At 64.1% G+C, this 25,371-nt stretch carries 30 protein-coding genes; 12 read left to right on the top strand and 18 right to left on the bottom strand.

The features are described 5' to 3' along the window. Nucleotides 1-10: 10 nt before the first annotated feature. Nucleotides 11-2,275 (bottom strand): NADP-dependent malic enzyme, encoded by a 2,265-nt coding sequence (locus ACI2I1_RS13325; protein WP_404679481.1) that lies wholly within the window; start codon nucleotides 2,273-2,275, stop codon nucleotides 11-13. A 126-nt stretch (nucleotides 2,276-2,401) separates the two neighbouring features. Here ACI2I1_RS13325 and mutS point away from each other — a divergent pair, with 126 nt between their 5' ends. Together mutS and ACI2I1_RS13315 are read left to right on the top strand one after the other, a co-directional pair. Next, complete coding sequence (gene mutS / locus ACI2I1_RS13320) at nucleotides 2,402-5,026, top strand: DNA mismatch repair protein MutS (protein ID WP_404679480.1); 2,625 nt, start codon at nucleotides 2,402-2,404, stop codon at nucleotides 5,024-5,026. A gap of 26 nt (nucleotides 5,027-5,052) precedes the next feature. After that, on the top strand, nucleotides 5,053-5,424 hold the full coding sequence (locus tag ACI2I1_RS13315; protein WP_404679479.1) for a hypothetical protein: 372 nt from the start codon (nucleotides 5,053-5,055) through the stop codon (nucleotides 5,422-5,424). 108 nt (nucleotides 5,425-5,532) lie between these two features. On the opposite strand, the gene ACI2I1_RS13310 is transcribed toward ACI2I1_RS13315, so the two are convergent. From ACI2I1_RS13310 to gluQRS, 5 genes are read right to left on the bottom strand one after another with little or no spacing between them, the layout of a single operon-like run. Next, a complete protein-coding gene (locus ACI2I1_RS13310) occupies nucleotides 5,533-5,892 on the bottom strand; it encodes a hypothetical protein (protein ID WP_221543615.1) in 360 nt (119 codons plus the stop codon). Between the two features lie 53 nt (nucleotides 5,893-5,945). Next, a complete protein-coding gene (locus ACI2I1_RS13305) occupies nucleotides 5,946-6,818 on the bottom strand; it encodes a 3-hydroxyacyl-CoA dehydrogenase NAD-binding domain-containing protein (RefSeq protein WP_221543616.1) in 873 nt (290 codons plus the stop codon). Between the two features lie 60 nt (nucleotides 6,819-6,878). Then, complete coding sequence (locus ACI2I1_RS13300) at nucleotides 6,879-7,457, bottom strand: cob(I)yrinic acid a,c-diamide adenosyltransferase (RefSeq protein WP_404679478.1); 579 nt, start codon at nucleotides 7,455-7,457, stop codon at nucleotides 6,879-6,881. A 13-nt stretch (nucleotides 7,458-7,470) separates the two neighbouring features. After that, nucleotides 7,471-7,701: a hypothetical protein gene (locus ACI2I1_RS13295; protein ID WP_404679477.1), complete on the bottom strand. Its 231-nt coding sequence runs from the start codon at nucleotides 7,699-7,701 to the stop codon at nucleotides 7,471-7,473. 9 nt (nucleotides 7,702-7,710) lie between these two features. Next, nucleotides 7,711-8,553: a tRNA glutamyl-Q(34) synthetase GluQRS gene (gene gluQRS, locus ACI2I1_RS13290; RefSeq protein WP_404679665.1), complete on the bottom strand. Its 843-nt coding sequence runs from the start codon at nucleotides 8,551-8,553 to the stop codon at nucleotides 7,711-7,713. A 128-nt stretch (nucleotides 8,554-8,681) separates the two neighbouring features. On the opposite strand from gluQRS, the gene ACI2I1_RS13285 reads away from it, so the two are divergent. The 4 genes from ACI2I1_RS13285 to ACI2I1_RS13270 all read left to right on the top strand — a co-directional run bounded on the left by ACI2I1_RS13285 (nucleotide 8,682) and on the right by ACI2I1_RS13270 (nucleotide 11,451). Continuing rightward, nucleotides 8,682-9,290 carry an HNH endonuclease gene (locus ACI2I1_RS13285; RefSeq protein ID WP_404679476.1) on the top strand — a complete coding sequence of 203 codons (609 nt, stop codon included), beginning with the start codon at nucleotides 8,682-8,684 and terminating at the stop codon, nucleotides 9,288-9,290. A 332-nt stretch (nucleotides 9,291-9,622) separates the two neighbouring features. Then, a complete protein-coding gene (locus ACI2I1_RS13280; RefSeq protein ID WP_404679475.1) occupies nucleotides 9,623-10,150 on the top strand; it encodes a hypothetical protein in 528 nt (175 codons plus the stop codon). Nucleotides 10,151-10,427: 277 nt separating this feature from the next. Then, nucleotides 10,428-10,640: a hypothetical protein gene (locus ACI2I1_RS13275; protein ID WP_404679474.1), complete on the top strand. Its 213-nt coding sequence runs from the start codon at nucleotides 10,428-10,430 to the stop codon at nucleotides 10,638-10,640. 1 nt (nucleotide 10,641) lies between these two features. Continuing rightward, complete coding sequence (locus ACI2I1_RS13270) at nucleotides 10,642-11,451, top strand: hypothetical protein (protein ID WP_404679473.1); 810 nt, start codon at nucleotides 10,642-10,644, stop codon at nucleotides 11,449-11,451. Here the strand turns inward: ACI2I1_RS13270 and kynU are convergent. From kynU to dksA, 7 genes are all read right to left on the bottom strand, one after another. Next, nucleotides 11,444-12,688: a kynureninase gene (kynU, locus tag ACI2I1_RS13265; protein WP_404679472.1), complete on the bottom strand. Its 1,245-nt coding sequence runs from the start codon at nucleotides 12,686-12,688 to the stop codon at nucleotides 11,444-11,446. The genes ACI2I1_RS13270 and kynU overlap by 8 nt on opposite strands. Then, complete coding sequence (gene kynB / locus ACI2I1_RS13260) at nucleotides 12,681-13,328, bottom strand: arylformamidase (RefSeq protein WP_404679471.1); 648 nt, start codon at nucleotides 13,326-13,328, stop codon at nucleotides 12,681-12,683. Before kynB ends, kynU begins: the two co-directional genes overlap by 8 nt. Beyond that, complete coding sequence (locus ACI2I1_RS13255; RefSeq protein WP_404679470.1) at nucleotides 13,325-14,116, bottom strand: tryptophan 2,3-dioxygenase; 792 nt, start codon at nucleotides 14,114-14,116, stop codon at nucleotides 13,325-13,327. The genes kynB and ACI2I1_RS13255 overlap by 4 nt, the downstream gene beginning before the upstream one ends. Before the next feature lie 36 nt (nucleotides 14,117-14,152). Continuing rightward, nucleotides 14,153-14,623, bottom strand: a complete 471-nt coding sequence (locus ACI2I1_RS13250; protein ID WP_404679469.1) for a DUF4112 domain-containing protein — start codon at nucleotides 14,621-14,623, stop codon at nucleotides 14,153-14,155. A gap of 5 nt (nucleotides 14,624-14,628) precedes the next feature. Beyond that, the gene (locus tag ACI2I1_RS13245; RefSeq protein ID WP_404679468.1) at nucleotides 14,629-16,092 is read right to left on the bottom strand and encodes an ABC transporter substrate-binding protein; all 1,464 of its coding nucleotides are present in this window, start codon (nucleotides 16,090-16,092) and stop codon (nucleotides 14,629-14,631) included. 44 nt (nucleotides 16,093-16,136) lie between these two features. After that, complete coding sequence (locus ACI2I1_RS13240) at nucleotides 16,137-16,505, bottom strand: PilZ domain-containing protein (protein WP_221543627.1); 369 nt, start codon at nucleotides 16,503-16,505, stop codon at nucleotides 16,137-16,139. A gap of 207 nt (nucleotides 16,506-16,712) precedes the next feature. Beyond that, the gene (gene dksA, locus ACI2I1_RS13235; RefSeq protein WP_221543628.1) at nucleotides 16,713-17,171 is read right to left on the bottom strand and encodes an RNA polymerase-binding protein DksA; all 459 of its coding nucleotides are present in this window, start codon (nucleotides 17,169-17,171) and stop codon (nucleotides 16,713-16,715) included. A gap of 277 nt (nucleotides 17,172-17,448) precedes the next feature. On the opposite strand from dksA, the gene ACI2I1_RS13230 reads away from it, so the two are divergent. Next, a complete protein-coding gene (locus ACI2I1_RS13230; RefSeq protein ID WP_404679467.1) occupies nucleotides 17,449-17,778 on the top strand; it encodes a hypothetical protein in 330 nt (109 codons plus the stop codon). A 1-nt stretch (nucleotide 17,779) separates the two neighbouring features. On the opposite strand, the gene ACI2I1_RS13225 is transcribed toward ACI2I1_RS13230, so the two are convergent. The 5 genes from ACI2I1_RS13225 to ACI2I1_RS13205 are packed head-to-tail and all read right to left on the bottom strand — an operon-like array spanning nucleotide 17,780 to nucleotide 21,084. Beyond that, nucleotides 17,780-18,916 carry a GNAT family N-acetyltransferase gene (locus tag ACI2I1_RS13225; protein ID WP_404679466.1) on the bottom strand — a complete coding sequence of 379 codons (1,137 nt, stop codon included), beginning with the start codon at nucleotides 18,914-18,916 and terminating at the stop codon, nucleotides 17,780-17,782. Beyond that, on the bottom strand, nucleotides 18,913-19,674 hold the full coding sequence (locus ACI2I1_RS13220) for a glycerophosphodiester phosphodiesterase family protein (protein WP_404679465.1): 762 nt from the start codon (nucleotides 19,672-19,674) through the stop codon (nucleotides 18,913-18,915). Before ACI2I1_RS13220 ends, ACI2I1_RS13225 begins: the two co-directional genes overlap by 4 nt. A 41-nt stretch (nucleotides 19,675-19,715) precedes the next feature. Then, nucleotides 19,716-20,171: a RidA family protein gene (locus ACI2I1_RS13215; protein ID WP_221543632.1), complete on the bottom strand. Its 456-nt coding sequence runs from the start codon at nucleotides 20,169-20,171 to the stop codon at nucleotides 19,716-19,718. Further along, a complete protein-coding gene (locus ACI2I1_RS13210; protein ID WP_404679464.1) occupies nucleotides 20,168-20,797 on the bottom strand; it encodes an HAD family hydrolase in 630 nt (209 codons plus the stop codon). The genes ACI2I1_RS13215 and ACI2I1_RS13210 overlap by 4 nt, the downstream gene beginning before the upstream one ends. Further along, nucleotides 20,794-21,084, bottom strand: coding sequence for a DUF3572 family protein (locus ACI2I1_RS13205; RefSeq protein ID WP_404679664.1), 291 nt, complete (start codon nucleotides 21,082-21,084; stop codon nucleotides 20,794-20,796). Before ACI2I1_RS13205 ends, ACI2I1_RS13210 begins: the two co-directional genes overlap by 4 nt. A 53-nt stretch (nucleotides 21,085-21,137) precedes the next feature. Between ACI2I1_RS13205 and ACI2I1_RS13200 the strand changes: the two genes are divergently transcribed. The 5 genes from ACI2I1_RS13200 (at nucleotide 21,138) to ACI2I1_RS13180 (ending at nucleotide 25,302) form a co-directional block, all read left to right on the top strand. After that, entirely contained in the window at nucleotides 21,138-21,506 is a 369-nt protein-coding gene (locus ACI2I1_RS13200) for a response regulator (protein ID WP_224812932.1), read from the top strand. 113 nt (nucleotides 21,507-21,619) lie between these two features. Beyond that, on the top strand, nucleotides 21,620-21,865 hold the full coding sequence (locus ACI2I1_RS13195; RefSeq protein ID WP_221544132.1) for an acyl carrier protein: 246 nt from the start codon (nucleotides 21,620-21,622) through the stop codon (nucleotides 21,863-21,865). Further along, nucleotides 21,862-23,112 carry a serine palmitoyltransferase gene (gene spt / locus ACI2I1_RS13190; RefSeq protein ID WP_404679463.1) on the top strand — a complete coding sequence of 417 codons (1,251 nt, stop codon included), beginning with the start codon at nucleotides 21,862-21,864 and terminating at the stop codon, nucleotides 23,110-23,112. Before ACI2I1_RS13195 ends, spt begins: the two co-directional genes overlap by 4 nt. Before the next feature lie 44 nt (nucleotides 23,113-23,156). After that, on the top strand, nucleotides 23,157-24,812 hold the full coding sequence (locus ACI2I1_RS13185; RefSeq protein ID WP_404679462.1) for a hypothetical protein: 1,656 nt from the start codon (nucleotides 23,157-23,159) through the stop codon (nucleotides 24,810-24,812). A gap of 58 nt (nucleotides 24,813-24,870) precedes the next feature. After that, a complete protein-coding gene (locus ACI2I1_RS13180; RefSeq protein WP_404679461.1) occupies nucleotides 24,871-25,302 on the top strand; it encodes an OsmC family protein in 432 nt (143 codons plus the stop codon). Nucleotides 25,303-25,371 lie beyond the last annotated feature (69 nt).

The raw sequence follows: 25,371 nt of genomic DNA, 5'->3' as shown, positions 1-25,371 counted from the left end.
TTCCGCCATCTCAGCCGACCACTCCGGCGCTGGCCAGCACGGCCAGCGTCAGCAGATCGGGCGCGATCGCGGTCATCGGCGCGATCTGCACCGGCTTCTCGCTGCCGATCATCATCGGGCCGACCATGGTTTCGCCGCCCAGTTCGCGCAGCAGCTTGGCCGACAGATTGGCCGATTGCAGCCCCGGCATGATCAGCACATTGGCCGGGCCCGACAGGCGGCTGAACGGATAGAGCGCCATGACCTTGCGGTTGAGCGCGGCATCGGGGGCCATTTCGCCTTCATATTCGAAGTCCACCGTATCGTCCGCATCCAGCAGCGCCACGGCATCGCGCAGATTGCCAAGCCACTGGCCCGAAGGATTGCCGAAGGTCGAATAGGACATGAAGGCAACGCGCGGTTCGTGACCCATGCGGCGCGCCACGGCAGCGGTTTCGCGCGCGATATGCGCCAGTTCGGCCGCGGTCGGGCGTTCGTTGATCGTGGTATCGGCCAGGAAGGTGGTGTGGTTCTTGCCGATCATCATGTGCACGCCGAAGGGCGTTGCGCCCGGCTTGGGATCGATCACGCGGGCCACTTCGCGCGCGGTCTGCGCATAGGTGCGGGTGAGGCCGGAGATCATGCCTTCGCCGTGGCCCAGCGCCACCAGCAGGGCGGCAAAGACATTGCGTTCCTGATTGACCATGCGCTGCACGTCGCGCTCGGTATAACCGCGGCGCTGCAGGCGCTTATAGAGATAATCGTTCATTGCCGGCACCTTGTCCGACACGTTCGAATTCTCGATGATCCAGTCGCTCGGATCGTCGACGCCCAGTTCCTGGAGCTTGGCCAGCACCTTCTCGGTGCGGCCGACCAGGATGGGTTCGCCGTAGCCATAGTCGCGGTACTGGATCGCGGCGCGCAAGGCGACATCTTCCTCGGCTTCGGCGAAAACCATCCGCTTGGGATTGGCCTTGGCCTGCTCGTAGATATTGGTCAGCGCGCCGGTCGTCGGGTTCAGGCGGGCCTTCAGCGCATGGCGATAGGCGTCGAAATCCTCGATCGGGGCCTGCGCCACGCCGCTGTCCATCGCGGCCTTGGCCACGGCGGAGGACACGACTTCCATCAGGCGCGGATCGAAGGGCGCGGGAATGATGTATTCCTCGCCGAACTGGTGGACCACGCCGTAAGCAGCGGCCACTTCCTCGGGCACGCGGTCGCGCGCCAGTTCCGCGATCGCACGGGCGGCGGCGATCTTCATCTCTTCATTGATCGCGGTGGCCTGCACGTCCAGCGCGCCGCGGAAGATGAAGGGGAAGCCCAGCACATTGTTGACCTGGTTGGGATAATCGCTGCGCCCGGTGGCAATGATCGCATCGGGCCGCACGGCCTTGGCATCTTCGGGCATGATTTCCGGCACCGGATTGGCCATGGCGAAGATGATCGGGCGCTCGGCCATATTGGCCACCCATTCGGGCTTCAGCGCGCCGGCTGCCGAGAGGCCGAGGAAGATGTCCGCGCCCTTCAGCGCTTCTTCCAGGCTGGTCGCATCGGTCGGTACCGCATGCGCGCTCTTCCACTGGTCCACATCGGCGCGGCCCGGCGTGATCGGCCCGGAGCGGTCGCACACGATCACGTTTTCGTGCGGAATGCCCATCGCCTTGATCAGCGCGGTGCAGGCCAGCGCCGAAGCGCCCGCCCCGTTGACCACCATCTTGCAGTCTTTCAGTTCGCGGCCCGTCACATGGCAGGCGTTGATCAGACCGGCGGCAGCGATGATCGCGGTGCCGTGCTGGTCGTCATGCATCACCGGGATGTTCATCTTTTCGCGCAGGGCCTGCTCGATAATGAAGCATTCGGGCGCGGCGATATCTTCCAGATTGATGCCGCCGAAGCTGGGTTCCATCAGCGCGACGGCATTGATGAAGGCTTCCGGGTCTTCGGTATCGAGTTCGAGATCGATCGAATCCACATCGGCGAAGCGCTTGAACAGGACGGCCTTGCCTTCCATCACCGGCTTCGATGCCAGCGCGCCCAGATTGCCGAGGCCGAGGATCGCGGTACCGTTGGAAATCACTGCCACGAGGTTGGAGCGGGCGGTATAGCGTGCCGCATCCTTGGGATTGGCCGCAATCGCCTCGACCGGGGCCGCAACGCCCGGCGAATAGGCCAGCGCCAGATCGCGCTGGGTCGCCATCGGCTTGCTGGCAACGATCTCGATCTTACCGGGACGGATCGTTTCGTGATAGAACAACGCTTCGCGCGTGTTGAAACCGTTCTGCTTTTCTTCGGCCATGCTTGTCCTTTGGGCGGGTCTCTGAGGTCTTGTGCCCGCCCCTAAGAGCATTTTGCGCGAAGTCATAGGGGAAACACCCGCTGCGCCGCTTCCCGAATCGCAAAGCGGGCCGCTACGGCATGGCCCATGGCCGACTCACCCACTCCGATGATGCAGCAATATCTCGCGCTCAAACGCGAGGCTGGCGATGCGCTGCTGTTTTACCGCATGGGCGATTTCTTCGAACTGTTCTTCGACGATGCCAGGGTGGCCGCGCAGGTGCTCGACATCGCGCTGACCACGCGCGGCGAACATTGCGGGGAACCGGTGCCGATGTGCGGCGTGCCGGTCCATGCGGCGGAAGGCTATCTCGCCCGGCTGATCAAGGGCGGCTGCCGCGTCGCGATTGCCGAGCAGACCGAGACCCCCGACGAAGCCAAGGAGCGGACGAAGCGCGAAGGCAAGCCGGTGTCCAAGGCGCTGGTCTCGCGCGATATCGTGCGCTTCGTTACCGCGGGCACGCTGACGGAAGAGGCGCTGCTCGAACCGCGGCGCGCCAATCTGCTGGTCGCGGTGGCCCCGGTGCGCGACGGGGTGGGCCTTGCGTCCTGCGATATTTCCACCGGGCGGATGGAGCTGGAAGACTGCGCGGCCGACCGGCTCGATGCCGCGCTCGCCCGCCTCGGCGCCAGCGAGGTGGTGGGGCCCGATGACTGGGACGATGCCCCTGCCGATGTGATTGCCCGCCCGCGCCCCGATTTCCGCAGCGAGGACGGCGAAGCGCGGCTGAAGGATATTCACAGCCTCGCCACGCTCGATGGGCTGGGCGATTTCTCGCGCCCGATGCTGGCGGCCGCCGCCGGGCTGATCGCCTATCTCGACCATGCGGGGCGCGGCCAGCTGCCCTTCCTCCTGCCGCCTGTGGCGCGCGGCAGCGAAGCGCATCTGGCGATGGATGCCGCCACGCGCAGCAGCCTGGAAATCCTTGCCGCGCAGAACGGCGGGCGCGATGGCAGCCTGGTCGCCTGTGTCGATCGCTGCGCCACCGGTGCGGGCGCGCGCCAACTGGCCGAAGACCTGTCCGCCCCGCTCGCCGACCGGCTTGCGATCGAACACCGGCTAGCCAGCGTGCGCCATTTCCATGACGATCCGCTGCTGCGCGGCGATATCCGCGCCGTGCTGCGGCAGGCACCCGATATCGGGCGCGCGCTGGGCCGGATCGTGGCGGGGCGCGGCAGTCCGCGCGATCTGGGGCAGATCCGTGATGGCCTTGGCGAAGCGCGGCGGCTGCGTGGCATGCTCTCGGCCGGGGTCGACCTGCCGCCGCTGCTGGCGCAGGCGGTGGAAAGGCTGGGCGGGCACGGCGCCCTGACCGATCATCTGGACCGCGCGCTGGTCCCCTCCCCGCCGACCGAACGCGGCCAGGGCGGCTTCATCGCCGCGGGCTATGACCACGCGCTCGACGCTTTGCGCGAAACCAGCGGCAATGCGCGCAAGGCCATCGCCGCGCTGGAGGCGAAATACCGCGAGGAGACCGGCACGCCCTCGCTCAAGATCAAGCACAACAAGGTGCTGGGCTATTTCATCGAAGTGCCCGCCAAGCATGGCGACAAGCTGATGGCCGCCGACAGCGGCTTCACCCACCGGCAGACAATGGCCGGGGCGGTGCGCTTCAATTCGGTGGGCCTGCACGAGGAAGCCAGCCGCATCGCCGAAGCCGGGGCCCATGCCCTCGCCGCCGAAGACAGCCATTTCGAAACGCTGGTCGGCGAAGTGGTCGCCTGCCGCGAAGCCATCGCCGCAACCGCTGCCGCGCTGGCCCGGATCGATGTATCGGCCGCGCTCGCCGAACGGGCGGCGGAAGGCGACTGGTGCCAGCCGGACATGCTCGACGAACCTTGCCTCGAAGTCGTCGCCGGTCGGCACCCGGTCGTGGAACAGGCGCTGATCAAGACGGGTGATCGGTTCCGATCAAACGACTGTTCGGTGGGTTTTTCGGAACGTTTGTGGCTCATCGGCGGGCCAAACATGGGCGGCAAATCGACCTTCCTGCGCCAGAATGCGCTGATACTTTTGCTCGCCCAGGCCGGCAGTTTCGTCCCCGCAACCAGCGCGAAAGTGGGCATTGCAGACCGCCTTTTCAGCCGCGTCGGCGCCTCCGACAACCTCGCGCGGGGCCGCTCCACATTCATGGTGGAAATGGTCGAAACCGCCGCAATTCTAAGCCAGGCGACCGATCGCAGCTTCGTGATTCTCGATGAAGTGGGCCGCGGCACCTCGACCTATGACGGCATGGCCCTCGCCTGGGCTGTGGTCGAGGCGGTGCACGAACAATTGAAGTGTCGCTGCCTCTTCGCGACGCATTACCACGAACTCTCGCGCCTCGCCGAAACCTGCGACGCACTGAGCCTCCACCACGTCCGCGCCCGCGAATGGAAGGGCGATCTGGTCCTCCTACACGAACTGGCGAGAGGCGCGGCCGACCGCAGTTACGGCCTCTCGGTCGCCAAGCTGGCAGGTGTTCCGCCGCCGGTGATCAAGCGCGCCAAGGCCGTGCTCGACCGGCTTGAAAAGGGCCGCGCGGAAACGGGCGGACTGGCAGCGGGGCTGGGAGATCTGCCGCTTTTCGCGGCCACGGCGCAGGCGGAAGACGAAAAGTGCGATACCCTGCGCGATGCGCTGGAGGCACTCGACATCGATTCCCTGTCCCCCCGCGAAGCCCTGCACGAGCTTTACCGCCTCAAGGCCGAGGCCTCGAAGAGCAATTATTAACCATTCGGCGGCTAGGGTTGAAGGCTATGTCGTTACGCAACACTTTCTATTGGGTCGCGGGAATGCTGGTGGGCCTGGGCGTCCTCCTTTACGCCGCGAAAAGCTTCTTCCCCGATGCCGGTGAAGACACTTACGTAGTTGAAAGCGACGATCAGCCCCCGCCTCCCCCTTCGGAATTGGGTCCGCCTGTCATGGCAGGAAGCCCCTACTCCGAGTACCAAGGGCCGAGCGAGCGCGAAGACCCCGATCTCGATAGCTGGTATGCCGAAGCGGGAAGCGAACAGAGCAATACGTTCGATGACATGCCGGAAGGGCCCGCTCCCGGCGGTTCACCGTTCGATGCGCCTCCGCCGATCGACAGCCAAGGACGTTTCATAGGGCCCCCCGAAACCTACTGAACACAACCTTGGAAGACAGCGCGAGGTCTTTTACAAAGACATGAAAAAAGCGGGCACCCCTCGTTGGAAGGGTACCCGCCTGAATTGGTGCAAGCCTGTCGGCTTGGCTCAGGTGCCGTCGCCGCGCAGACCGTCGGGCTTGTGCTCTTTGCCGTATTTATCGACGTTGTCGTCGTGATTGGGCTCGCCCTTATAGGCGTCCATATCGATCCGGCCCGAGCTTTCCATGTCCCGCATGTGATCGATGGTATCCTGCGTGGAATCGCCCATCAGGCCGGACTTGTTGTCGCCCTTCCCGCTCTCGGTCGGCGACACCGTCTCGGTCGTCACGCCCTTGGCTTCCTCGGCAACTTCCTGCGCCTGGTTGCGGTGATCGTCCTGCTCGTCATTATGCGTTTCAGGAGCGAGGCCTGCCTGCCGCGCTTCCTGGCTTTCGCCGACGGGGGTGTTTGTCTTGCTATCGCTCATGGCGTAAAATTCTCCTTTGCCCATGAACGAGCGGGCCTCGCAGGCCGTTCCCGTCAGCGGGTGGGAACCGGCTCCTCGCCCGCATAATCGTAGAACCCGCGGCCCGTCTTGCGGCCGAGCCAACCCGCTTCGACATATTTCACCAGCAGCGGCGCAGGCCGGTACTTGGTGTCGCGCGTGGTCTTGTAGAGCACCATGAGAATATCGAGGCAGGTATCCAGCCCCACGAAATCGGCCAGCTGCAGCGGACCCATCGGGTGGTTGAGACCAAGCCGGCACCCCTTGTCGATATCCTCGATGCGGGCGGTCGACTGGCCGAGCACGAAGACCGCTTCGTTGATCATCGGCAGGAGGATGCGGTTGACGACGAAGCCGGGTTCGTCTTGGCTCAGCACCACTTCCTTGCCCAGCGCTTCGGCCAAAGCCCGCGTGCGTTCGGTCGTGACTTCGGCCGTGGCGAGGCCGGGAATGACTTCGATCAAGCCCATGACCGGGACCGGATTGAAGAAATGCAGGCCGATGAACCGCGCGGGATCGGGCGCATAATTGGCCATCCGGGTGATGGGGATCGAGCTCGTGTTCGATGCCATGATCGCATCCGGGCCAAGCTTTTCGCCAGCCTTTTCGAAGATGGCCTTCTTGATCTCTTCTTTCTCGGTTGCCGCCTCGATGATGAACTCGGCTTCATCCATCCGGCTGTAATCGCCGACCGGCGTGATCCGCTTCAAGGCGCTTTCGGCATCGGAGACTTCGATCTTGCCGCGTCCGACAAGCTTGCCCAGCGCCTTGTCGATCTTGCCGACGGCCTGCTCGGCCACGTCCAGGCTGACATCGGCCAGCAGCACATCCATTCCGTTCTGGGCGAATGTTTGCGCTATGCCCGAACCCATCTGGCCCGCGCCGATTATGGCGATCGTCTTGCTCATCGAGAAATCCCTTCGCATGTGCAGCAAAACGCGGCGTCTAGCGGGGCGAAGGAGGCTTGGCTAGCGGTTAGCGCCGGGGACCCATTTGACATCGCCCTTGCCGTCATCGTTGGCCACCCGGGCCAGCACGAAGAGATAGTCCGACAGCCGATTGATGTAGGAAAGCGCCTGCGGATTGACGGGTTCGGCAGCAGCCATGGCAGTCATCGTGCGTTCTGCCTGCCGCACTGCCGCGCGGGCGAGATGGACGCGGGCCGCGGCTTCGCTGCCGCCGGGCAGGACGAAGCTGGTGAGTGGCTCGAGCCGCGCATTCAGCGCATCGATCGCCGTTTCCAGCCAGGAGACCTGCGCCGCAACCACGCGCAGCACCATGTCCGAGGGCGCGAAATCGTCTCCCTCTTCGGCCGGGGTCGCGAGATCGGCGCCCAGATCGAAAAGATCGTTCTGGATCCGGTAGAGCGGTTCTGCGTGCGGGCCGCCGGCCAGCGTTACCGCCGCAAGGCCGAGCGCGGAATTCGCCTCATCCACCGCGCCGATGGTGTCGATGCGCGCGGCGTGTTTGGGCAGGCGCGAACCGTCGACTAGGCCCGTGGTGCCATCGTCACCCGTGCGGGTGTAGATCTTGTTGAGCTTGACCACGCCGGGGCGAAATTCAGGTCGCGACGCCGAGCAGGAGGGCGATGATCAGGATCGCGATCGCCTGCCACTTCACACGCGCCATCATCGCCTTGTTCTGCTTCAGCTGCATTTCCGTGGCGTCCTGTTGCTCGCCGGTCTCGAGATCCACTTTCGTGCTCTGCAGGAAGGCGACGACGCCGCGCACGAGCGAGAGGAGAACCATGGCCATGGCCGCGATCAGCAGGATGACGAGAAATGTGTTCATGATCCCTATCTAGGCGCTCGCCAGCGTAATTCCAGCGGGGAATTCGCCGCGGCGCAGACGCTCGGCCAGCGCGCGCCCATCCTCACCCGCAGCGCGCCGGTCCGCCAGGCTGGGCGATTTGCGGCGCTTGGCAAGCTTTTCGCCTTTCTCGTCGAGCAGGATGGGATGATGGTGCCAGGTCGGCACCGGCAGGCCGAGCAGTTCCTGCAGCAGGCGGTGGATATGGGTCATGGCGTAAAGGTCCTGCCCGCGCGTGACCAGCGTCACCCCGTCCGCGGCATCGTCCAGCGTCGCAGCGAGATGGTAGCTGGCCGGGGCATCCTTGCGCACCAGCACCACGTCGCCGAAGGGGCGCGGGTCGGCCACCTGGGTTCCGCAGATCTCGTCCTCCCAGAACAGGTCGCCGGCAGCTGCCCCCACCTGCGCAAGCGCGCGGTCGACATCGAGCCGCAGTGCCGCGGGCCGCGACGGATCGAGGCGGCTTCCCTTGCAGGTGCCCGGATAGACTGCCCCTTCGGGCCCGAGACGCGGTTCGAGCGCGGCGATCTCCTTGCGGGTGCAGCTGCAGGGATAGAGCAGCCCTTCGCGCAGCAGCCCGCGTGCGGCCTCTTCATAGCTGGACAGGCGGGTGGACTGCGCAGGCACTTCCTCCCATTCCAGCCCCAGCCAGGCGAGGTCTTCGCGGAACTCCGCCGCCTTTTCGGGCAGCGAGCGTTCGCCGTCGATATCCTCGATCCGCAGGAGGAAACGCCCGCCGCGCGAACGCGCGATATCGTGGGCGCAAATGGCGGAATAGGCATGGCCCAGATGCAGCGATCCGTTCGGACTGGGGGCGAACCGCGTAACGACCATGTTCATACTCTAGCCCGCATGATCGGCAGATCAACGGGACAAGTCTGTGGAAATCCTGTCCGTAACACACTTGACGCTTTGGCGTGCAAGTGGATGTATCCGGAACAGGAGTATCGGGAGGACGCAACGTGTTCAGGGCCGAACTGCTTGAAAGAGCCGCCAGGTTTCGCAGCGCCGAAGGGGATCCGACGCGCAATCTGCAATCCTGCCCCAGCCTCGTGCTGAATGCAGATTACACGCCGCTGTCCTATTACCCGCTCAGCCTGTGGCCGTGGCAGACCGCGATCAAGGCGATCTTCCTCGACCGGGTCGATGTCATCGCGACTTACGAGCGCGAGGTCCATTCGCCCAATCTCGACATAAAGATCCCCAGCGTGATCGCGCTGAAGCAATATGTGAAACCTTCCGAATTCCCGGCCTTCACGCGCTTCAACCTGTTCCTGCGCGACCGCTTCGCCTGCCAGTTCTGCGGGTCGATGGAGAACCTGACCTTCGACCATGTCGTGCCGCGCCGCATGGGCGGGAAGACGACGTGGGAGAACATCGCCACCGCCTGTGCGCCCTGCAACATGAAGAAGGGCGGCCGCACGCCGAAACAGGCGGGCATGAACCTCTATGCCGAACCGATCCGGCCGACGCACTGGCAGTTGCAACAGCATGGCCGCCAGTTTCCGCCCAACTACCTCCACGAAACCTGGCGCGACTGGCTTTACTGGGACATCGAACTGGAAGAGTGATTCGTTCAGCTTCGCCATCGCGGGGCTGAATGATCGAGCGCCTGGAGCAGTGTCCTGGGCAAAAAAACTCCGGCCGCGTTCCGGCCCCGTGAGGGCGGTCGGGAGGAATGTAATGCGCTGGGCCATGCCGGGTCAACGGCATGGGCGGGAGCGTGTAGGACAGCAGCTTTTCGCTATTACCAAGCGGCGATCGCGGCTCTTTTCGTAAGGCTCACTGAAAAAGCGTTTCTATTTCACGCTTTGCAACGAATCCCTATCGACAAAGAAGAAGTCCCCAGTAAAACCTGCTTGTCTTCGATTGAAGGCAGGGGTCATTACTAACAGGGGAAATCATGAAGAAGTATTATACCGCTCTTGCGGCCATTGCGGCCGTGGGTCTTTCGGGCTGCGCGACTGTCGTGAACGGGCCCAATCTGGACTATGCGATCGACACCACGCCGGGCGGCGCAGAGGCGACCTTCCTCGATGGTCGCAGCTGCACCACTCCGTGCGAACTGGTGATGCCGCGCAAGACCTCCAGCCGCGTCGATATCGTGCGCGAAGGCTACGAGCCGACTTCGGTTCTCGTGTGGAGCAAGACCGGCGCAGCGACGATCGGCAATGTCCTGATGGGCGGCGCCATCGGGGCCGTGGTCGACGGATCGAACGGATCGGACCGCTTCCTTTCGCCGCGCCCGCTGATCGTGCGCCTCGCGCCGCTGGGTTCGGGCGAAGAAGCCGTCCTGCTCGACAAGAAAGGCGAAGTCAGCATGACCGTGGCCGAGCATAATGCCGAAGCTTACGAGAAGGTCGCCAAGCAGATCGGCGATGCTGCCGCTGACGTGCCGATGGCCGCCAGTGTGGCGGTTGAAGCCGACTAAAGAGGATTTAGGGGGGCGGCCCTGCCCCCGCGTGAATGTGAGAGGCCCGGGGAGCGCAAGCCGCACTTCCGGGCCTTTTCGTACGCGATCTGGCGGGACTGGCTTTGGGGGGGCATCGAGCTGGAAGAATGAGGCTAGGGGGTAATGTCTGCTAACGACCCCATTGCGGCTATTCCGGAATTGAAATTTGGGTCCGGAAGAGGTCACAAACCTGATCCTCGGCATAAAGGCGATGAACTAATCCGGCATCTCACTCTGTCCTGGAGCGAACAAACCAATGATAAGCATTTTCGCCGCCGCCACCACAGCGGCTCTCATGGTCATTCCGACGCGATCGGACCGCGAGATGATCGCTGAAGCGCAATCGATTGTCCGCGAACATGGCGACCGGGTGTGGGATGGTTTCTCGCAAGTACCTCTACCCATCTTGTTAATAGATGAGGAGCAGGAAACGCTCTTCTGCGGGATTCGACGCCGTTACCAAGTGTAATATGCAGTTTCGGCCACGCGAATTGCCGATTGATCTATCAGCGGCAACCGATCTCGGCGAACATCAAGTCATTATGATGGGGACTGCATCCACGCTGGAAACGACGCCGGCCGAATGGGTGGTGATCGTGCTTCATGAAGCTTTTCATCAATATCAGTCCATGTTGCCAGCGTATGTCAATGCGACCAACAAAGTCCGGCTAAACTTCGAGGACGGCAACGAACCCGACGCCCGCTGGATGCTTGATTATCCATTCCCCTATGCCGATCCACAGGTACGGACAATTTATGCTGACATGACGGGCAGCGCCCTGCAGTTTCTTGAAGCGTCATCTGAACAGCAGAAACTAGCTGCGATTGCGGATTATCTTGCTGCCCGGGAGAGGGCGAAGAGGAAGGTCGGAGCAAAGAACTGGACTTATTTCGAGTTTCAGACTGGTCAGGAAGGCGTGGCTCGATGGTCCGAAATGATGCTCGCTGCCGCTGCGGGGACTGCCGATTCAGACTTCGCCGCAATTGCGCAAGAAACAAGACTCGGCCTCGCGACTAGTCTGCGCGCCATAGATCGTGACGGAATAAGCATGTGGAGGCGCAGTGCCTTCTACGTGCTCGGCGCTGTTGAAGCAGAGATGTTGGAGCAGACGGGACCGAGTTGGCGTCGGGAGTATCCAAGGCGCCCGTTTGAGCTGGGTGCAATGCTGAACACCGCTTTAGCTGAGCAAGCAAGTGCGACAGGCAGACAGAGCCAGTTGGAACCTGAGTTTGCCAGAAGCAGACTTTCCACTCCCCACCCCATAGCGGGCCTCAAGTAACCGCCGCGCGCTCGCGGAATTCCTCGCGCTGCCATTCGTCGGTTTCGATCACTTCGGTCAGGTGGCGCACCGCCTCGGCCATGTCGGTAAACCGCAAATAGGCGGGTGCGAAGCCGAAGCGCAGGATATCGGGATCGCGGAAATCGCCGATCACCCCGCGTGCGATCAGCGCCTGGCAGATGGCATGGGCTTCTTCGTGGCGGAAGGAGAGCTGGCTGCCGCGCTGCCCCGGGTCCGCCGGGCTGACGAGTTCGAGTTCGAGCCCGCTTTCAGCCAGGCACTGGCGGAAGAATTCCGACAGTTGCTGTGACTTGGCATAGAGCAGCTCGACCCCGATTTCGGCGATGATTTCGACGCCCACTTCCAGCGCGGCCAGGCCCAGAATGCCGGGCGTGCCGCACATCAGCCGCTCCACCCCCGGTGCGGGACGGTAATCGTCGCTGAAGGCGAAGGGCGCGGCATGACCCATCCACCCGCTGAGCGGTTGCTGCGTCGCTTCCACGTGCCGTTCGGCGATGAAGGCATAGGAAGGCGCACCGGGGCCGCCATTGAGATATTTATACCCGCAGCCGACGGCGAAATCGGCATGAGCGCCATTCAGATCGACCGGCAGCGCACCGCCCGAATGCGACAGATCCCACAGGACCAGCGCGCCCGCGTCATGCGCGGCTTTGGTGAGCGCGGGCATGTCGAATAGTTCGCCGGTCTTGTAATGCGCATGGGTCAGCAGCAGCAGGGCGACGTCATCTCCGAGCGCATCCATCATGACATTGCGATCGGCCAGCCGCCGTTCGGCCAGCCCCTGCTTTTCCAGCCCTTCGATCATGTAGATATCGGTCGGGAAATTGCCCGGCTCGCTCAGCACGACCTTGCGGCGCGCCCCATGTTTTTGGGCCTGCATGGCGAGCGCGGCGGAAATCAGCTTGAACAGGTTTACCGAAACGCTGTCGGTCGCGATCACTTCATGGGGCTGCGCCCCGATCAGCGGGGCGATTTTCGCGCCCACGCGCTTGGGCATGTCGATCCAGCCCGCGCTGTTCCAGCTGCGGATGAGATCGCGCCCCCATTCCTCCCGCACCACCTCTTCCAGTCGCGCGGGCGTAGCCCGGGGCAGACAGCCGAGCGAATTGCCATCGAGATAGATCACCCCGTCGGGCACATCGAAACGGTCGCGATACCGGGCCAGCGGATCACCGGCGTCGAGGATGCGCGCGCGTGCGCCAAGCGGCTCAGTCATTGCCCAGCTCCCGCAGGATGGCGCGGCACAGCCCGGCATCCCCGCCGCCCACTTTCAGCGGCAGGGCAATCAGCTCGTAGCGGCCTTCGGGCACATCATCGAGCACCAGCCCTTCGAGGATGCGCATGTCGTGTTTCAGCACGGCTTTATGGGCGGCCATGGTCTTGCTCTCCTGCGGATCGACGCTGGGCGCGTCGGTGCCGATCAGCTTGACGCCCTGAAGCGCCAGCCATTCGATCGTTTCGTCCGCAATCGGCAGCCAGTCGCTGCGCCATTCGTCATGCGGGAAGGCGTCCCAGGTGCGGAACAGCACGCGGTCGACGCTGTCGATATGCGGCAGGTCGGCCACGTCGACTTCTCCGTTCACGCCGCGCGCATCCACCACCAGGCAGGTGCCGATATAAGGGTCGAGCTCCATGCTGGCGGCATCCATCCCGTCTGCGGCATAATGCAGCGGCGCATCGGCATGCGTGCCCGAATGCGTGCTCATGGTCATGCGGCCAACATTGACGGGCGAACCTTCGTCCATCCGCCAGGTCCGCTCGAAAGCGAAGTGGGTATCGCCGGGCCAGACCGGCAGTTCGGGGCGCAGGACCTGGCTGATGTCCCAGATGCGGCGCTTGCTCTTCCAGGAACTCATAGGGCCGTCCTCACGCTGAGCAGTTCGGGAAAGAAGGCGGCCTTCAGCACGCCCGCCAGATAGGGCACGCCGGGGGTGCCGCCGGTGCCCTTCTTGAAGCCGATGATGCGTTCGACCGTTTTCAGATGGCCGAAGCGCCAGCGCTGGAAATGGTATTCCAGATCGACCAGTTTTTCGGCGAGTTCGTAAAGGTCCCAATATTCCTTGGGATCGCGGTAGATCTGCGCCCAGGCCGCCTCTACAGCGGGCACATGCTCCCACGCGCTGCCGTGATCGCGCTCCAGCACCTCGGCGGGAATGTCCAGCCCGCGGCGGGCGAGCAGCGCGATGGCTTCGGCATAGATGCTCTTGCGGGTCAGTTCCTCGCGCAGCCCCGCGGCCACTTCAGGCGTCGCCTTGTGCATGGTGATCATGTCGGGATTGCGCCCGCCCAGCAGGAATTCCATCATCCGGTACTGCGCGCTCTGGAACCCGCTCGACCCGCCGAGGAAGGGGCGGATGGTCGAATAGTCATGCGGAGTCATGGTGCTGAGTACGTCCCAGCTCTGGATCAGCTGCCCCTGCGCCCGCGCCACGCGCGCCAGCATCTTGAACGACGGGCGCAGGCGATCCTCGCGGATGCATTCGCGCGCTTCGGTGAGTTCGTGGAGGCACAGCTTGAGCCACAGCTCGCTGGCCTGGTGGACGATGATGAACAGCATCTCGTCATGCGCATCGGATGACGGATGCTGGGCCGACAGGATGCGGTCGAGATCGAGATAGCTCGAATAGGTGATATCGGAAGCCATGTGCGCTGCCCTAGCGCGCGCGAACCGACAAGCAAACTACTGGTCGATGACCTTCGTTTGGGGATGGTGCTTGTCGAGATGCTTGAGGATGGTCTTCAAATTCCTGGTGTTCGACCGGTAGACGAGGTCGAACGCGTCCCCCACCAGCGGAACCGCGCCCACGGCGGTATCGAAACCGATGCGCCCCATCATGTGCCACAGCTTCCATTTCGGCAGGCCGAGATTGCGCGCTTCCCAGACGATATAGCTGCCCATGGCCGCGGTGATCAGATCGCCGAGAACGGGGACGAGGCCGATCACCGTGTCGAGGCCGATGCGGTAATTGGTGCCCGGCAGCGTCATCGAACGTTCGAGAATGATTTCCATCGCTTCGACCCGGCGGCGGATCGATTGCGGATCGCGGCCGCCCGGAAAATCGAAACGGAGAGGGGCTGCCCCGCCCTGCGGTCCGAAGGTTTCGTCCTGTCGGGGCTGCGGCTCGATCGGCGTGAGGCGTCTGTCGTCCATACGCTCTAGATGGGGGCTTTGGACAGCGGGAACAAGGGATGCGCCGCCCAGCCGTTTTCGGAGAAACCTTCCACCCCGGCGCGCGCCTGCGACCAGCGGATCGGCGTGCCCAGCGGGATGTACAGATTGGTCGCCGTCAGCGTCTGTTCGGCCTCGGCAAGGTAGGAGGCTTCTTCCGCCGGATCGGCGGCATCGAGCGAGAGTTCGACCAGATAATCGGTGTCGGGCGAACAGACCGGGGCGGAAAATGCGCAGTTGAACTGGTTGAGGAACCAGCGCGCCCCGGCAAACCGCGCCGTGCTGTCGCGCAGGGCGAGGTCCGCGCCATCGCGCTGCTCGGCGCGCTGCAAGGTCACGCCCACCGAGGCCAGATCTTCGGCTAGGGCGGCGAACAGGAAATCCGATCCCGGCCCCTGCGGCAGATAGACCGATACCGCCGCTGCGGCGCCGTTCTGGACCTGCCACTGGCGCACGCGCAAGGCGGCTTCGCTACGGCGCTGGTCGAGCGAGAGGGTGGTCCAGCGCTCGGCCACGCTCCCGTCGTCGCCCGGCATGTCGGCGGCCACGATGCGGTTCGACCCGGTCCAGCCCGAGAGGTTGAACTGCGCCACCAGCGAGGGGCGATCGATCGCCAGCGCCAGCGCCTCGCGATTGGCGGGGGTGGCGAGAAAGCCTTCGGGGCGCAGCACGTCCAGCCCGAACAGGCCGATCGCCGAATCGAGCCGAACGGTGCCGCGCGACAGCGCCCCGGTAATGGCGAGCGGGAGGGTTTCGAGACGGCCGCCAAGCAGCAGGTCGACCTGGCCTTGCTCGAATGCCCGCGCGGCAGCGCGCGGCGCATAGGGCGCCAGCTGAACCCGGTCGACGATCTCGAACCAGTTCCTGCGCGGGGACTGGCCGCGGAACTCCGGCGGGATCGGCACCAGGACAGTGGCATCGCCTTCGCGTTCGGCCAGCATCGGTCCGGCATTGCCCTCGTCCAGCGCCACGCCCAGTTCTGGCTGGGCGATGAGATGGAGGAACCCCGGCATGGGGCTGCGCAGGCGGATTTCGATGACCCGGCCCGTCATCACGCGCACTTCCGAAATCTTCGCCAGGTCGAGGCCGAGGCTGGTGCCCTTCACCCGTTCGATGCTTTCCTCCAGCCCTTCGGCCACGGCGCGCGCGGTCAGACGGGTGCCGTCGGGCAGATCGAATTCGGTGATGCGGAAAATATAGCTGCGGCCGTCATCAGTGACGATCCAGCGTTCGGCCAGCCCGGGGACAATCTCGCCAGCGGCGTTGAATCTGACGAGGCCCTGCTGCTGCGCGCCGTGAAGCAATTGCGCGCCGGGGGCCAGTTCCGGACCTACCGCATAAAGCGACGCTGCATCTCCCATATGGGCGACCCTGACCAGGCCATCATCAGCCGCCCCGCCGCAGGAAGCCACGAGCGCGGCGGACAACAACAGGGCAGAATGGCGAAGCATGCGTGTGACCTAGCAGCGCGGCAGGCACACGCAAGATTAACGGCTTAGACGCTGCGCGGCTTTCCGTAGCTTTCGCGCGGCGTGATCGCGGCGCGGGCATAGCGGGGCGCTTCGGGCATGTCGCCGACAAGGCTGGTGCGCGCGGCGTCGGCCTTGATCGGCTCGTCAAAACGAATGCCGATTCGCGCGCTTCTGGTCCAGGTCACCGTGCCGCCGACATCGCCGATCTGCCGGATGGAAACAACGGCGCGCTGCCCCTCGCCGGCCAGGACCGGGCCTTCGACCTGGATCCCCGAATTGGACAGATTGCGGATCTTGACCCTCTCGCTCGCGCCAGCACCTTCGACCGTCAGCTGCGCCATCATCAGCACGCTGTCGCGTTTTTCGTTTCGCAAGTCGGTGTCAGGCATCATTCTGGCCTCCAGCGAGCAGTGGGCGTTATCCATTGGCTGAAAGGGCATTACAGGGATCGGCTTAAAAGATAAACTGCGGTTAACCTTGTTCGTTAACGACCGTCGGGTCCCACGCTGCCCTGCCCGGTCAGACGGCCCGAAAGCGCAAGGATCCGCCGGAGTTACGATCCGCCAGTGAACAGGTTCGTCAGCGCGAGGCGGGACGCCTCACTCGTCGCGCGAAACCTTTTCGCGGCGCTCGTGCGCTTCCTGCGCTTCGACGGTCATGGTGGCAACCGGCCGTGCAATAAGACGGCGCAGGCCGATCGGATCGCCCGTCACTTCGCACCAGCCATATTCGCCCTGATCGATCCGGCGTAGCGCCGCATCGATCTTAGCGATCAGCTTGCGCTGGCGGTCACGCGTGCGCAGTTCGATCCCCCAGTCGGTTTCCGACGAGGCGCGATCGTTGAGGTCGGAATCGCGGATGGGTCCGTCCTGGAGCGATTGCAGTGTCTGCCCTGCCGCGTCGTGGATCGACTTCTTCCAGTCGAGCAGCAGCACGCGGAAATAATCCAGCTGCGTGTCGCCCATATATTCTTCGTCGTCCGACGGGACGTAATCGGGATCGACGGCAGCTTTTGCCTGGGCAAGTTTTTCCGAAACATTCGATGCCGATGAGGCCATTGAGCGTGGTACCTTCTTCCCAACTCTCGAGTGTTCGGCGAGCCGCCATCCTGCTGGGCCGGATTTTTCCGGTCCCTGAAGCCCTCCGAAAGCGCGGCCTATAGAAGCGGGGCGGTAGGCCCGCAAGCGGCTTTCGGGCGATTTACCCGAAAGTTGCGACCCGTTCGCAAGCGCGGTTAACGCCTATTGCACCGAAGTTAACCATATGTTGACCAAGAGATCGCAGTCTGGGCCTTGCTGGCAGCCGAGCTGGCGTTCGAAACGGGGAGTTCGGGATATGGTTTTCAAGGCAATCGACGGAGGCGCAGGCCGCATCGAACAGAGTGACCGGGGCATGGTCACGATTGCGGAATATCTGACCAATTACGAGCAGGGCAGTGTGGACGCGCTATACGATCTTGGCGTCGCGCTCTCCACGGGCAGCCACGGCTGCATCGTCGACATGATCGAAGCGCACAAATGGTTCAACATCGCCGCATCGATGTATCACACGGAAGCCGCCTGGGCGCGCGCCGACGTGGCCGACGAAATGACGGCACGCGAAATTCACGAAGCCCAGCGCCGTGCGCGCAGCTGGCTGGATGCGGATCAGCGCAAAGTTGCGTGATCTAGGCCTGCCGCTTGAAGGGCGTTCGACGCTCGAGATAATTGCGGTCGGCGGCCACGCCTTCGCGCTCGCGCTCGAGGAACTCCGCCACCGCCGCGCGGAAGCCGGGATCGGCAATCCAGTGGGCGGAGACGGTTTCGACGGGCTCGTAGCCGCGGGCGAGCTTGTGCCCGCCCTGGGCCCCGGCCTCGACACGCGCGAGGCCTAGCTCGATCGCGACATCGATCGCCTGGTAATAGCAGAGCTCGAAATGAAGGAAGCGCACCTGCCGGGTGCAGCCCCAATAGCGCCCGTATAGCGCATCGCCGCCGATGAAATTGAGCGCACCGGCAATCGGTTCGCCATCATCGAGCGCCAGCACCAGCACGATGGCATCGCCCATGCGCTCGCCCATCAGGTCGAACGCGGCGCGGGTCAGATAGGGCTGGCCCCATTTGCGCGCGCCTGTGTCCTGATAGAAATGCCAGAAGGCATCCCAGTGTTTGGGCTTGATCCCGCCGCCCGTGAGCCGCACGATCTCCAGCCCTTCCTGCGCCGCGGCGCGTTCCTTGCGCAGATCCTTGCGCTTGCGCGAGGTCAGCGTGGCGAGGAAATCGTCGAAGCTGCCGAAACCCTGGTTGACCCAGTGGAACTGGATGTCGGTGCGCAGCAGCCATTCGGCCTCTTCGAACAATGGCACCTGATCGGGCTCGATGAAAGTGGCATGGGCGGACGAAAAGCCGTTCTGCAGGCAGACCTGCTGCGCCGCCGAGAGGAGCGGTGCGGCCAGCGCCGGATCGGACAGGAGCAGGCGCGGCCCCGTGGCGGGCGTGAAGGGCGCCGCGATCTGGAGCTTGGGATAATAATTGCCACCCGCTCTTTCATAGGCATCGGCCCAGGCGTGGTCGAAGACATATTCGCCCTGGCTGTGACCCTTGGCATAAGCGGGCATGGCGGCGAGCGGCGGCCCGTCGTCCGCCGAGATCACCAGCGGCACGGGCTGCCAGCCGGTACCCGGCCCCACGCTTCCCGAATCTTCCAGCGCGGTCAGGAATTCGTGGCGCATGAAAGGATTGTCCCCGGCCAGCGCATTCCACGCCGCCGCGTCGAAAGTCCCGACCGAACCGGACATGCGCGCGGCAAGACCTTCCCCGCTCATGCCAGCCCTTCCCCTTCGGCGATGAGCGCATCGGCATGCGCCGCGCCCTGTTCGCGCCGTTCGGGCGAATCAACGGTCCAGGTGAGGACGGGCATTCCGCGGGCGCGGAGCGAGGCGACCATGGGATTGGGCAAGGCCACGACATGATAGGCGATGAATTCGGGCCGCGCGAGCCAGAGCGCGAGATGCCGCTGCCAGGCCTTCTGGGTCATACCCACCTCATCCTCGCGCATGACGAGGCCGCGCACGGTCTGCGGCGAATGCTTCGCGAACCAGATGCAGACGCGCGGATCGAAGCTCATTACGGCGTGCGGACCGGCATATTGCTCCAGCGTCCGGGCGACAGCGCGGCAGCTGCGTTTCACATCGTAGCCGCGCCGCGATTTCACCTCGATCAGGATGGGCACCTTGCCTTGCACCAGCGCCAGCAGATCGTCCAGCCGCGCCAGCTTGTGTTCGCTGTCGAGGAAGGCAATCTGAGCCAGTTCTTCCGCGCTATGCGCAGACAGCGGCCCTCTGACGCCGGTGAGCCGGTCGAGTTCCCAGTCGTGCACCAGCATCGCCTGGCCATCGCGGCTGCGCTGGATATCGCATTCCACGCCCAGCCCGCGCTCGACCGCCAGGGCAAAGCCTGCGAGCGAATTTTCCGGCACGCCGGCCGAATGCAGCCCGCGGTGGGCATAGGTCCAGTCGCGCAGCCACCCGACCCGCGCGGGATCGGGCGGCCGGACGACAAGCCGGTCAAGCAGCGAGAGCACGCCCGCTCACCGCTGCCAGCCGTGCCGCAAGTGGCGCAAGATCAGTCCTTGAGCGCAATGATCGCGTCGACTTCGACCGCCGCATCGAGCGGCAGGACCGGCACGCCGACCGCGCTGCGCGCATGGCGGCCCGCGTCGCCGAAGACTTCGAACATCAGATCGCTGGTGCCGTTCACGACCTTGGGCTGGTCGGTGAAACCGGGCACGCTGGAGACGAACCCGCCCAGCTTGACCACCTTTTCCACGCGTTCGAGCAGACCCGCCGCCTTGAGCTGCGCCAGGATCATCAGCCCGCAGGCGCGCGCGGCCTGCTGACCGCGTTCCAGTGTGACGTCCTGCCCCAGCTTGCCGGTCACGAGCGTCCCGTCGACGAAGGGTAGCTGGCCCGAGACATAGGCGGTGGAGCCGGACACGACGAGCGGCTGATAGCTGGCAACCGGTGCCGCTGCTTCGGGCAGCGTGATGCCCAGTTCTTCCAGTTTGGCCTCGATAGTCATGCGTTTTCCTTCTGCAATTGTTCTTCCAGCCAGGGCAGCGCCTTGTCCCAGGTGTCGATCCGCGCATCGGCGTGGCCCGCAGTATGGGCGCAGTCGATATGCGGAGCGAGTTCGGGTTCGCCGCACAGGTGGAGCGTGGTGATCTGGGCGACAGTCTCGCGCGCGGAGCGGTGATGCTGCGGCAGATCGTCGATGAAGATAGCTTTCGACGGCTGATATTCGTCGAGAATGGCCTGCAGCGCCGGGCCCTTGGGGCCCTGGTTGGTGAAGACCCGCGCATCGAGGCCATGCCCGGCCAGCTGTTCGGTGCGCATCTGCTGGCGCTTGTCGACCAGATTGGTGAGGATCACCACATCGGCCTGGTCCGACAGCGAATTGAGCCCGTCGATCGCGCCGGGAATGGGTTCCTGCCGGTGCATTTCGGTATCGAAGAACATTCCCAGCTTGCGCCAGATCTCTTCCTGTTCGAGCACCGCGCCGCTGTCCTGCCAGCGCAGCGCCTGCGAAAAATCGTTGCTGCCCATGTGGAAATCCACGCCTTGTGTCTCGGCAAGCCAGGTCCGGAAGGGCGACACCATGTAGAGCAGCACCTCGTCGCAGTCGGAGATGATCAGCGGGCGGTTCATGTGTTCAGTTCCCTTGCAGCGGCGACCAGAGTTTCGGGCGTCGTGTTCAAAGCGTCTGCGGCCAGAATAAGGTCCGGTTCGTGATTGGCGAGGAATTCCAGCACCGCCGCCTGCACGCCGCGATCTTCCAGCCCGTGGCGCAGCCGCTCCGGCGTGAGGCCGGTGAGAGAGAGCAGCCGTTCGGCCCGCTTTTCGTCGGTCAGCGCCCAGCCGAGCGCTTCGAGCGCCAGCACTTCGGGCGCGCGATCGTCTCTACCCGCCGATTTGTACCCGCTCGTAATTGTCAGTCCTTCCGCATCTCTATAGGGGGTCACCCCTAGTGGCAGGAGTGACAGGGCAAGTGGCAAAGAGAATCCTCGTTGTCGAGGACAACGACCTCAATCGTAAGCTGTTTTGTGACGTTCTGAAGGCGAACGGTTACGAGGTCGTGCCGGTTGCCGATGGCAGCAATGTCGTGGGCACGGCAAAGAAATCCGAACCGGCTCTGATTATCATGGATATCCAGCTGCCCAATATCAACGGGGTGGAGCTGATCGCCCAGCTCAAATCCGACAAGGCCTTGAAACATGTGCCGGTTCTGGCCGTCACCGCCTATGCCGGAAAGGGCGATGAAGACCGCATCCGCGAAGCGGGCGCGCAGGATTATCTGGCCAAGCCGGTGTCCATCGGGCCCTTCATGAACTCCGTCCGCCAGCTGCTGGATGACTGAGCACAGCGCCGCCAAGCTTGACAAGCGGGGCCGGAAACCGCTTTGCCGCCCCATTCGTTAGGGCCTGCAATACTGCAGGTCGCACCCGCATTTTGAAAGAACTGGACCAAGCCATGGACCGTGCCGAGGTAGACGCGAAAATCCGCGAACTCGCAGAACCCTTCAACAAGAAGGGCATCGAGATCAAGGAAGACACCACCTTCCAGAACGATCTCGAATTCGACAGCCTGACGGTGATGGATTTCGTTGCCGAGATCGAGGATGAATTCGACATCATCATCTCGATGAACCAGCAGGCCGAGATCGAGACCTATGGCCAGCTCGTCGATGCGGTTCACAAGCTGCAGGCCGCCGCATGAGCGAAGGCATCATCCAGGCCGACCAGCCGCAGACGCTAGAGGGGGACGGCAAGGACCTGTTCTCCAAGTTCGACGACATCATCAACTTGCGCGAAAACCTGCTCGCCAGCGGGCAGGAAGATCCCTTCAACCTAGTGATGGAAAAGGTCCTCTCGCCGACCCGGGCGGTGTGCAACGGGCGCGAGACGATCCTGCTCGGCACCTATAATTACATGGGCATGACCTTCGATCCCGACGTGATCGAGGCGGGCAAGCAGGCGCTGGCCGACTTCGGATCGGGCACGACCGGCTCTCGAGTGCTCAACGGCACCTATCAGGGCCACAAGGAGTGCGAAGACGCGCTGCGCGAATTCTACGGCATGGACCATGCCATGGTGTTCTCGACCGGCTACCAGGCCAATCTGGGCATCATCTCCACCATCGCCGGCAAGGGCGATTACATCATCCTCGATATCGACAGCCATGCCAGCATCTGGGACGGCTGCGCGATGGGCCAGGCCGAAGTGGTGCCGTTCAAGCACAATGACATCGAAGCGATGGAAAAGCGTCTCAAGCGCGTTCCCGAAGGCGCGGGTAAGCTGGTCATCCTCGAAGGTGTCTATTCGATGCTCGGCGATGTCGCACCGCTGAAGGAAATGGTCGCCGTCGCCAAGAAATACGGCGCCATGGTGCTGGTCGACGAAGCCCATTCGATGGGCTTCATCGGCGATAACGGCCGCGGCGTGGTGGAAGATGCAGGCGTGATCGACGATGTCGATTTCATCATCGGCACCTTCTCCAAGAGCGTGGGCACCGTGGGCGGTTTCTGCGTCTCGAACCATCCCAAGTTCGAAATCATGCGGCTCGTCTGCCGCCCCTATGTCTTCACCGCCAGCCTGCCGCCATCGGTGGTGGCAACCGCCGCGACCTCGATCCGCAAGCTGATGCACGGATCGAACAAGCGCGCGCATCTGTGGGAAAATTCGCGCACCCTGCACAAGGGCCTGCGCGATCTCGGCTTCAAGCTGGGGACCGAGGAACCGCAGAGCGCGATCATTGCGGTGATCATGCCCGACCTCGAAAAGGGCGCGGCCATGTGGGAAGCGCTGATCAAGGGCGGCCTTTACGTGAACCTCGCCCGTCCGCCGGCAACGCCTGCCAATATGACCCTGCTGCGCTGTTCGCTCTGCGCCGAGCATAGCGAGGAAGAAGTCGGCAAGATCCTCGACATCTTCGAGACGGCGGGCAAGGAAATCGGGATCATCTGATCGGCACGCGATGACGGCAGGCGGATGACAGCGGGCATGGCGACATGAAGGCCCTGCTCGGCTGGCTGGGGCGCACCGGGGTGCTCTACCTCGCGCTGTGCCTCGCCTTTGCCTTCTACATCCTCGTCTGGCCGCGGCTCGCGTCCGAATTTTCGAGCGAGAGCCTGCGGCAGGACACCATGTCGGTCGCGGATATCCGAGACACCATCGCGCAGGAAAGATCGCGGCTGGAAGCCGATCTGCGCCAGCGCGAGGCGGGTATTCGCGAGCTCGGCAAGGAGCAGCTGGATACGCGGATTGCCGCGGCCCGGGAGCAGCGGGCGGATTTGCAGCGCGAGCTCGAAGAGGGCGGCGGGCTGCTCGACACTGTGCGCCCGTCGCGCTTGCTCGCGGCGCAGCGGACCCGCCTGCAGATCGCCGCGCTCGATGCCGAGCTTGCCGCGCTGACCTCGGCACGCGAGGCGAAGCTGTCGGAGATCGCGGTGGAGGCCGCCGACCGGCAGTTCGACCGCTATCGCCGCATTCCCACCGATAACGCCGTTACCGTATCCTATCGCCTGTGCCGCGAAGCCGAGGGCCGGCTCGCCGAATTCGAGCGGCTCAACCAGGTCGAGCAGCAGGCGCGCGACATCTTCCTGCGCGAGCGGCAGCAGCTCGAGGACCGGCGCGACACGCGCTGCGAGGCCGCCCGGACGCGCGAGGCCCGGCGCGAGGCCGGCATTTCCGCGCGCGAGCGGCTGGCAGAGGCGCAGCGGGCCTATGCCGCGGCGCAGGACTGGACCACCGCGGCGCTCGGCGACACGACCGAGGGCATGGCCGATACCACCTTGCGCGATGTGCTGGTGGCAGCCGCATGGGCGCTGCTGGGCATCTTGCTCACCCCCTATCTGATCCGCGCTTTTCTTTACTATGTCGTCGCCCCCTTTGCCGAACGGCGCCGCGCGATCCGCATTGCGGTGCCCGGTGCGGAGATTGGTGCAGGCTCCGGCAATCGGGTGGCGGCGGCAGAGCAATCGCGCGCTTCGGTCGCCATCACGCTGACCCCCGGCGAAGAGCTGCTGGTGCGGCAGGGTTTCCTCCAGTCCAGCCCAGCGGGCGCGGAACTGCGGACCAGAGGAATGCTCGACTGGAAGAGCCCGCTCACCAGCCTTGCCAGCGGGATGACCTTCCTCACCAGGGTGCGGGGGCCGGAGACGACCACCGTCATTTCCGCCGACGAGGATCCCTTCGCCGAAGTCACCGCCATCGACCTTCCGGCAGGCGCGGCGATGGTGTTGCAACCCCGCGCGCTGGCCGCCGTGGTGCAGCCGCAAGCCCGCCCGCTCCGCATCGAGAGCAGCTGGCGCATCTTCAATCTCAACGCCTGGCTGACGCAGCAATTGCGCTTTCTCGTCTTCCACGGCCCGGCGCGGCTGGTGGTCAAGGGCGGGCGCGGCGTCCGGGTCGAGCCGGTCGATAGCGGCCGCCGCTTCGGGCAGGACCAGCTGGCGGGCTTTTCCGCCGATCTCAGCTATTCGGTCGCCCGCAACGAGACTTTCGTGCCCTATCTGCTCGGCCGCGAACCGCTATTGCGCGACCGCGTGGAAGGCGGCAGCGGCGTGCTGGTGCTGGAGGAAGCGCCCCATGCCGGCCGCCGCAAGGGAGTTCGCGCGGGGCTGGAAGGCATGATGGATGCCGCGCTGAAAGCCTTCGGGATCTAGGCCGCGCGGAACGATTGGCCCGCCCTGGTCTTCTCCTAAGGGAAAAGGAGATTTCATCATGGCAATCACGAACAATGGCAGCGCAACCTACGAAGGTCTCGGCAAGGACGGCAAGGGCCATGTCAGCACCGGATCGGGCGCGCTTTCGGCCCAGCCCTATGGCTTCAACACCCGCTTCGAGGATGCGCCGGGCACCAATCCCGAAGAGTTGATCGCGGCCGCCCACGCCAGCTGTTTCACCATGGCGCTGAGCTTCAAACTGGCGGAAGCCGGCTATTCCGACGGCAATCTGACGACCGATGCCAAGGTCAGCCTGGAGAAGCAGGATGGCGGCTTCACGGTCACCAAATCGGCGCTGCACTGCAAGGGCAAGATTGACGGCATCGACAAGGCGAAGTTCGAGGAAATCGCCGCCGACGCCAAGGAAAACTGCCCCATCTCGCGCCTGCTCGACTGCGAGATCACGCTGGAAACCACTTTCGAAGGCTGAGCCTTCCATTACGCAAAAGGGAGGGTGCCGACCCATCGGCGCCCTCCCCTTATTGTTCCGGATTGGCGC

Origin of the sequence: Qipengyuania sp. NPDC077563, from assembly GCF_044901345.1 — a bacterium.
In the GTDB taxonomy this organism is placed as follows: Bacteria; Pseudomonadota; Alphaproteobacteria; order Sphingomonadales; family Sphingomonadaceae; genus Qipengyuania; species Qipengyuania aestuarii.
Note: the sequence above shows the minus strand (reverse complement) of the source record. Positions and strands in the feature narration are given on the sequence as shown.

What these genes read in the sequence shown, in the direction of transcription:
- ACI2I1_RS13325 (WP_404679481.1), bottom strand. Translation starts at nt 2,275, where the DNA reads ATGGCCGAAGAAAAGCAGAACGGTTTCAACACGCGCGAAGCGTTGTTC.
- mutS (WP_404679480.1), top strand. Translation starts at nt 2,402, where the DNA reads ATGGCCGACTCACCCACTCCGATGATGCAGCAATATCTCGCGCTCAAA.
- ACI2I1_RS13315 (WP_404679479.1), top strand. Translation starts at nt 5,053, where the DNA reads ATGTCGTTACGCAACACTTTCTATTGGGTCGCGGGAATGCTGGTGGGC.
- ACI2I1_RS13310 (WP_221543615.1), bottom strand. Translation starts at nt 5,892, where the DNA reads ATGAGCGATAGCAAGACAAACACCCCCGTCGGCGAAAGCCAGGAAGCG.
- ACI2I1_RS13305 (WP_221543616.1), bottom strand. Translation starts at nt 6,818, where the DNA reads ATGAGCAAGACGATCGCCATAATCGGCGCGGGCCAGATGGGTTCGGGC.
- ACI2I1_RS13295 (WP_404679477.1), bottom strand. Translation starts at nt 7,701, where the DNA reads ATGAACACATTTCTCGTCATCCTGCTGATCGCGGCCATGGCCATGGTT.
- gluQRS (WP_404679665.1), bottom strand. Translation starts at nt 8,553, where the DNA reads ATGGTCGTTACGCGGTTCGCCCCCAGTCCGAACGGATCGCTGCATCTG.
- ACI2I1_RS13280 (WP_404679475.1), top strand. Translation starts at nt 9,623, where the DNA reads ATGAAGAAGTATTATACCGCTCTTGCGGCCATTGCGGCCGTGGGTCTT.
- ACI2I1_RS13275 (WP_404679474.1), top strand. Translation starts at nt 10,428, where the DNA reads ATGATAAGCATTTTCGCCGCCGCCACCACAGCGGCTCTCATGGTCATT.
- ACI2I1_RS13270 (WP_404679473.1), top strand. Translation starts at nt 10,642, where the DNA reads ATGCAGTTTCGGCCACGCGAATTGCCGATTGATCTATCAGCGGCAACC.
- kynU (WP_404679472.1), bottom strand. Translation starts at nt 12,688, where the DNA reads ATGACTGAGCCGCTTGGCGCACGCGCGCGCATCCTCGACGCCGGTGAT.
- kynB (WP_404679471.1), bottom strand. Translation starts at nt 13,328, where the DNA reads ATGAGTTCCTGGAAGAGCAAGCGCCGCATCTGGGACATCAGCCAGGTC.
- ACI2I1_RS13255 (WP_404679470.1), bottom strand. Translation starts at nt 14,116, where the DNA reads ATGGCTTCCGATATCACCTATTCGAGCTATCTCGATCTCGACCGCATC.
- ACI2I1_RS13250 (WP_404679469.1), bottom strand. Translation starts at nt 14,623, where the DNA reads ATGGACGACAGACGCCTCACGCCGATCGAGCCGCAGCCCCGACAGGAC.
- ACI2I1_RS13245 (WP_404679468.1), bottom strand. Translation starts at nt 16,092, where the DNA reads ATGCTTCGCCATTCTGCCCTGTTGTTGTCCGCCGCGCTCGTGGCTTCC.
- ACI2I1_RS13240 (WP_221543627.1), bottom strand. Translation starts at nt 16,505, where the DNA reads ATGATGCCTGACACCGACTTGCGAAACGAAAAACGCGACAGCGTGCTG.
- dksA (WP_221543628.1), bottom strand. Translation starts at nt 17,171, where the DNA reads ATGGCCTCATCGGCATCGAATGTTTCGGAAAAACTTGCCCAGGCAAAA.
- ACI2I1_RS13230 (WP_404679467.1), top strand. Translation starts at nt 17,449, where the DNA reads ATGGTTTTCAAGGCAATCGACGGAGGCGCAGGCCGCATCGAACAGAGT.
- ACI2I1_RS13225 (WP_404679466.1), bottom strand. Translation starts at nt 18,916, where the DNA reads ATGAGCGGGGAAGGTCTTGCCGCGCGCATGTCCGGTTCGGTCGGGACT.
- ACI2I1_RS13215 (WP_221543632.1), bottom strand. Translation starts at nt 20,171, where the DNA reads ATGACTATCGAGGCCAAACTGGAAGAACTGGGCATCACGCTGCCCGAA.
- ACI2I1_RS13210 (WP_404679464.1), bottom strand. Translation starts at nt 20,797, where the DNA reads ATGAACCGCCCGCTGATCATCTCCGACTGCGACGAGGTGCTGCTCTAC.
- ACI2I1_RS13195 (WP_221544132.1), top strand. Translation starts at nt 21,620, where the DNA reads ATGGACCGTGCCGAGGTAGACGCGAAAATCCGCGAACTCGCAGAACCC.
- spt (WP_404679463.1), top strand. Translation starts at nt 21,862, where the DNA reads ATGAGCGAAGGCATCATCCAGGCCGACCAGCCGCAGACGCTAGAGGGG.
- ACI2I1_RS13185 (WP_404679462.1), top strand. Translation starts at nt 23,157, where the DNA reads ATGAAGGCCCTGCTCGGCTGGCTGGGGCGCACCGGGGTGCTCTACCTC.
- ACI2I1_RS13180 (WP_404679461.1), top strand. Translation starts at nt 24,871, where the DNA reads ATGGCAATCACGAACAATGGCAGCGCAACCTACGAAGGTCTCGGCAAG.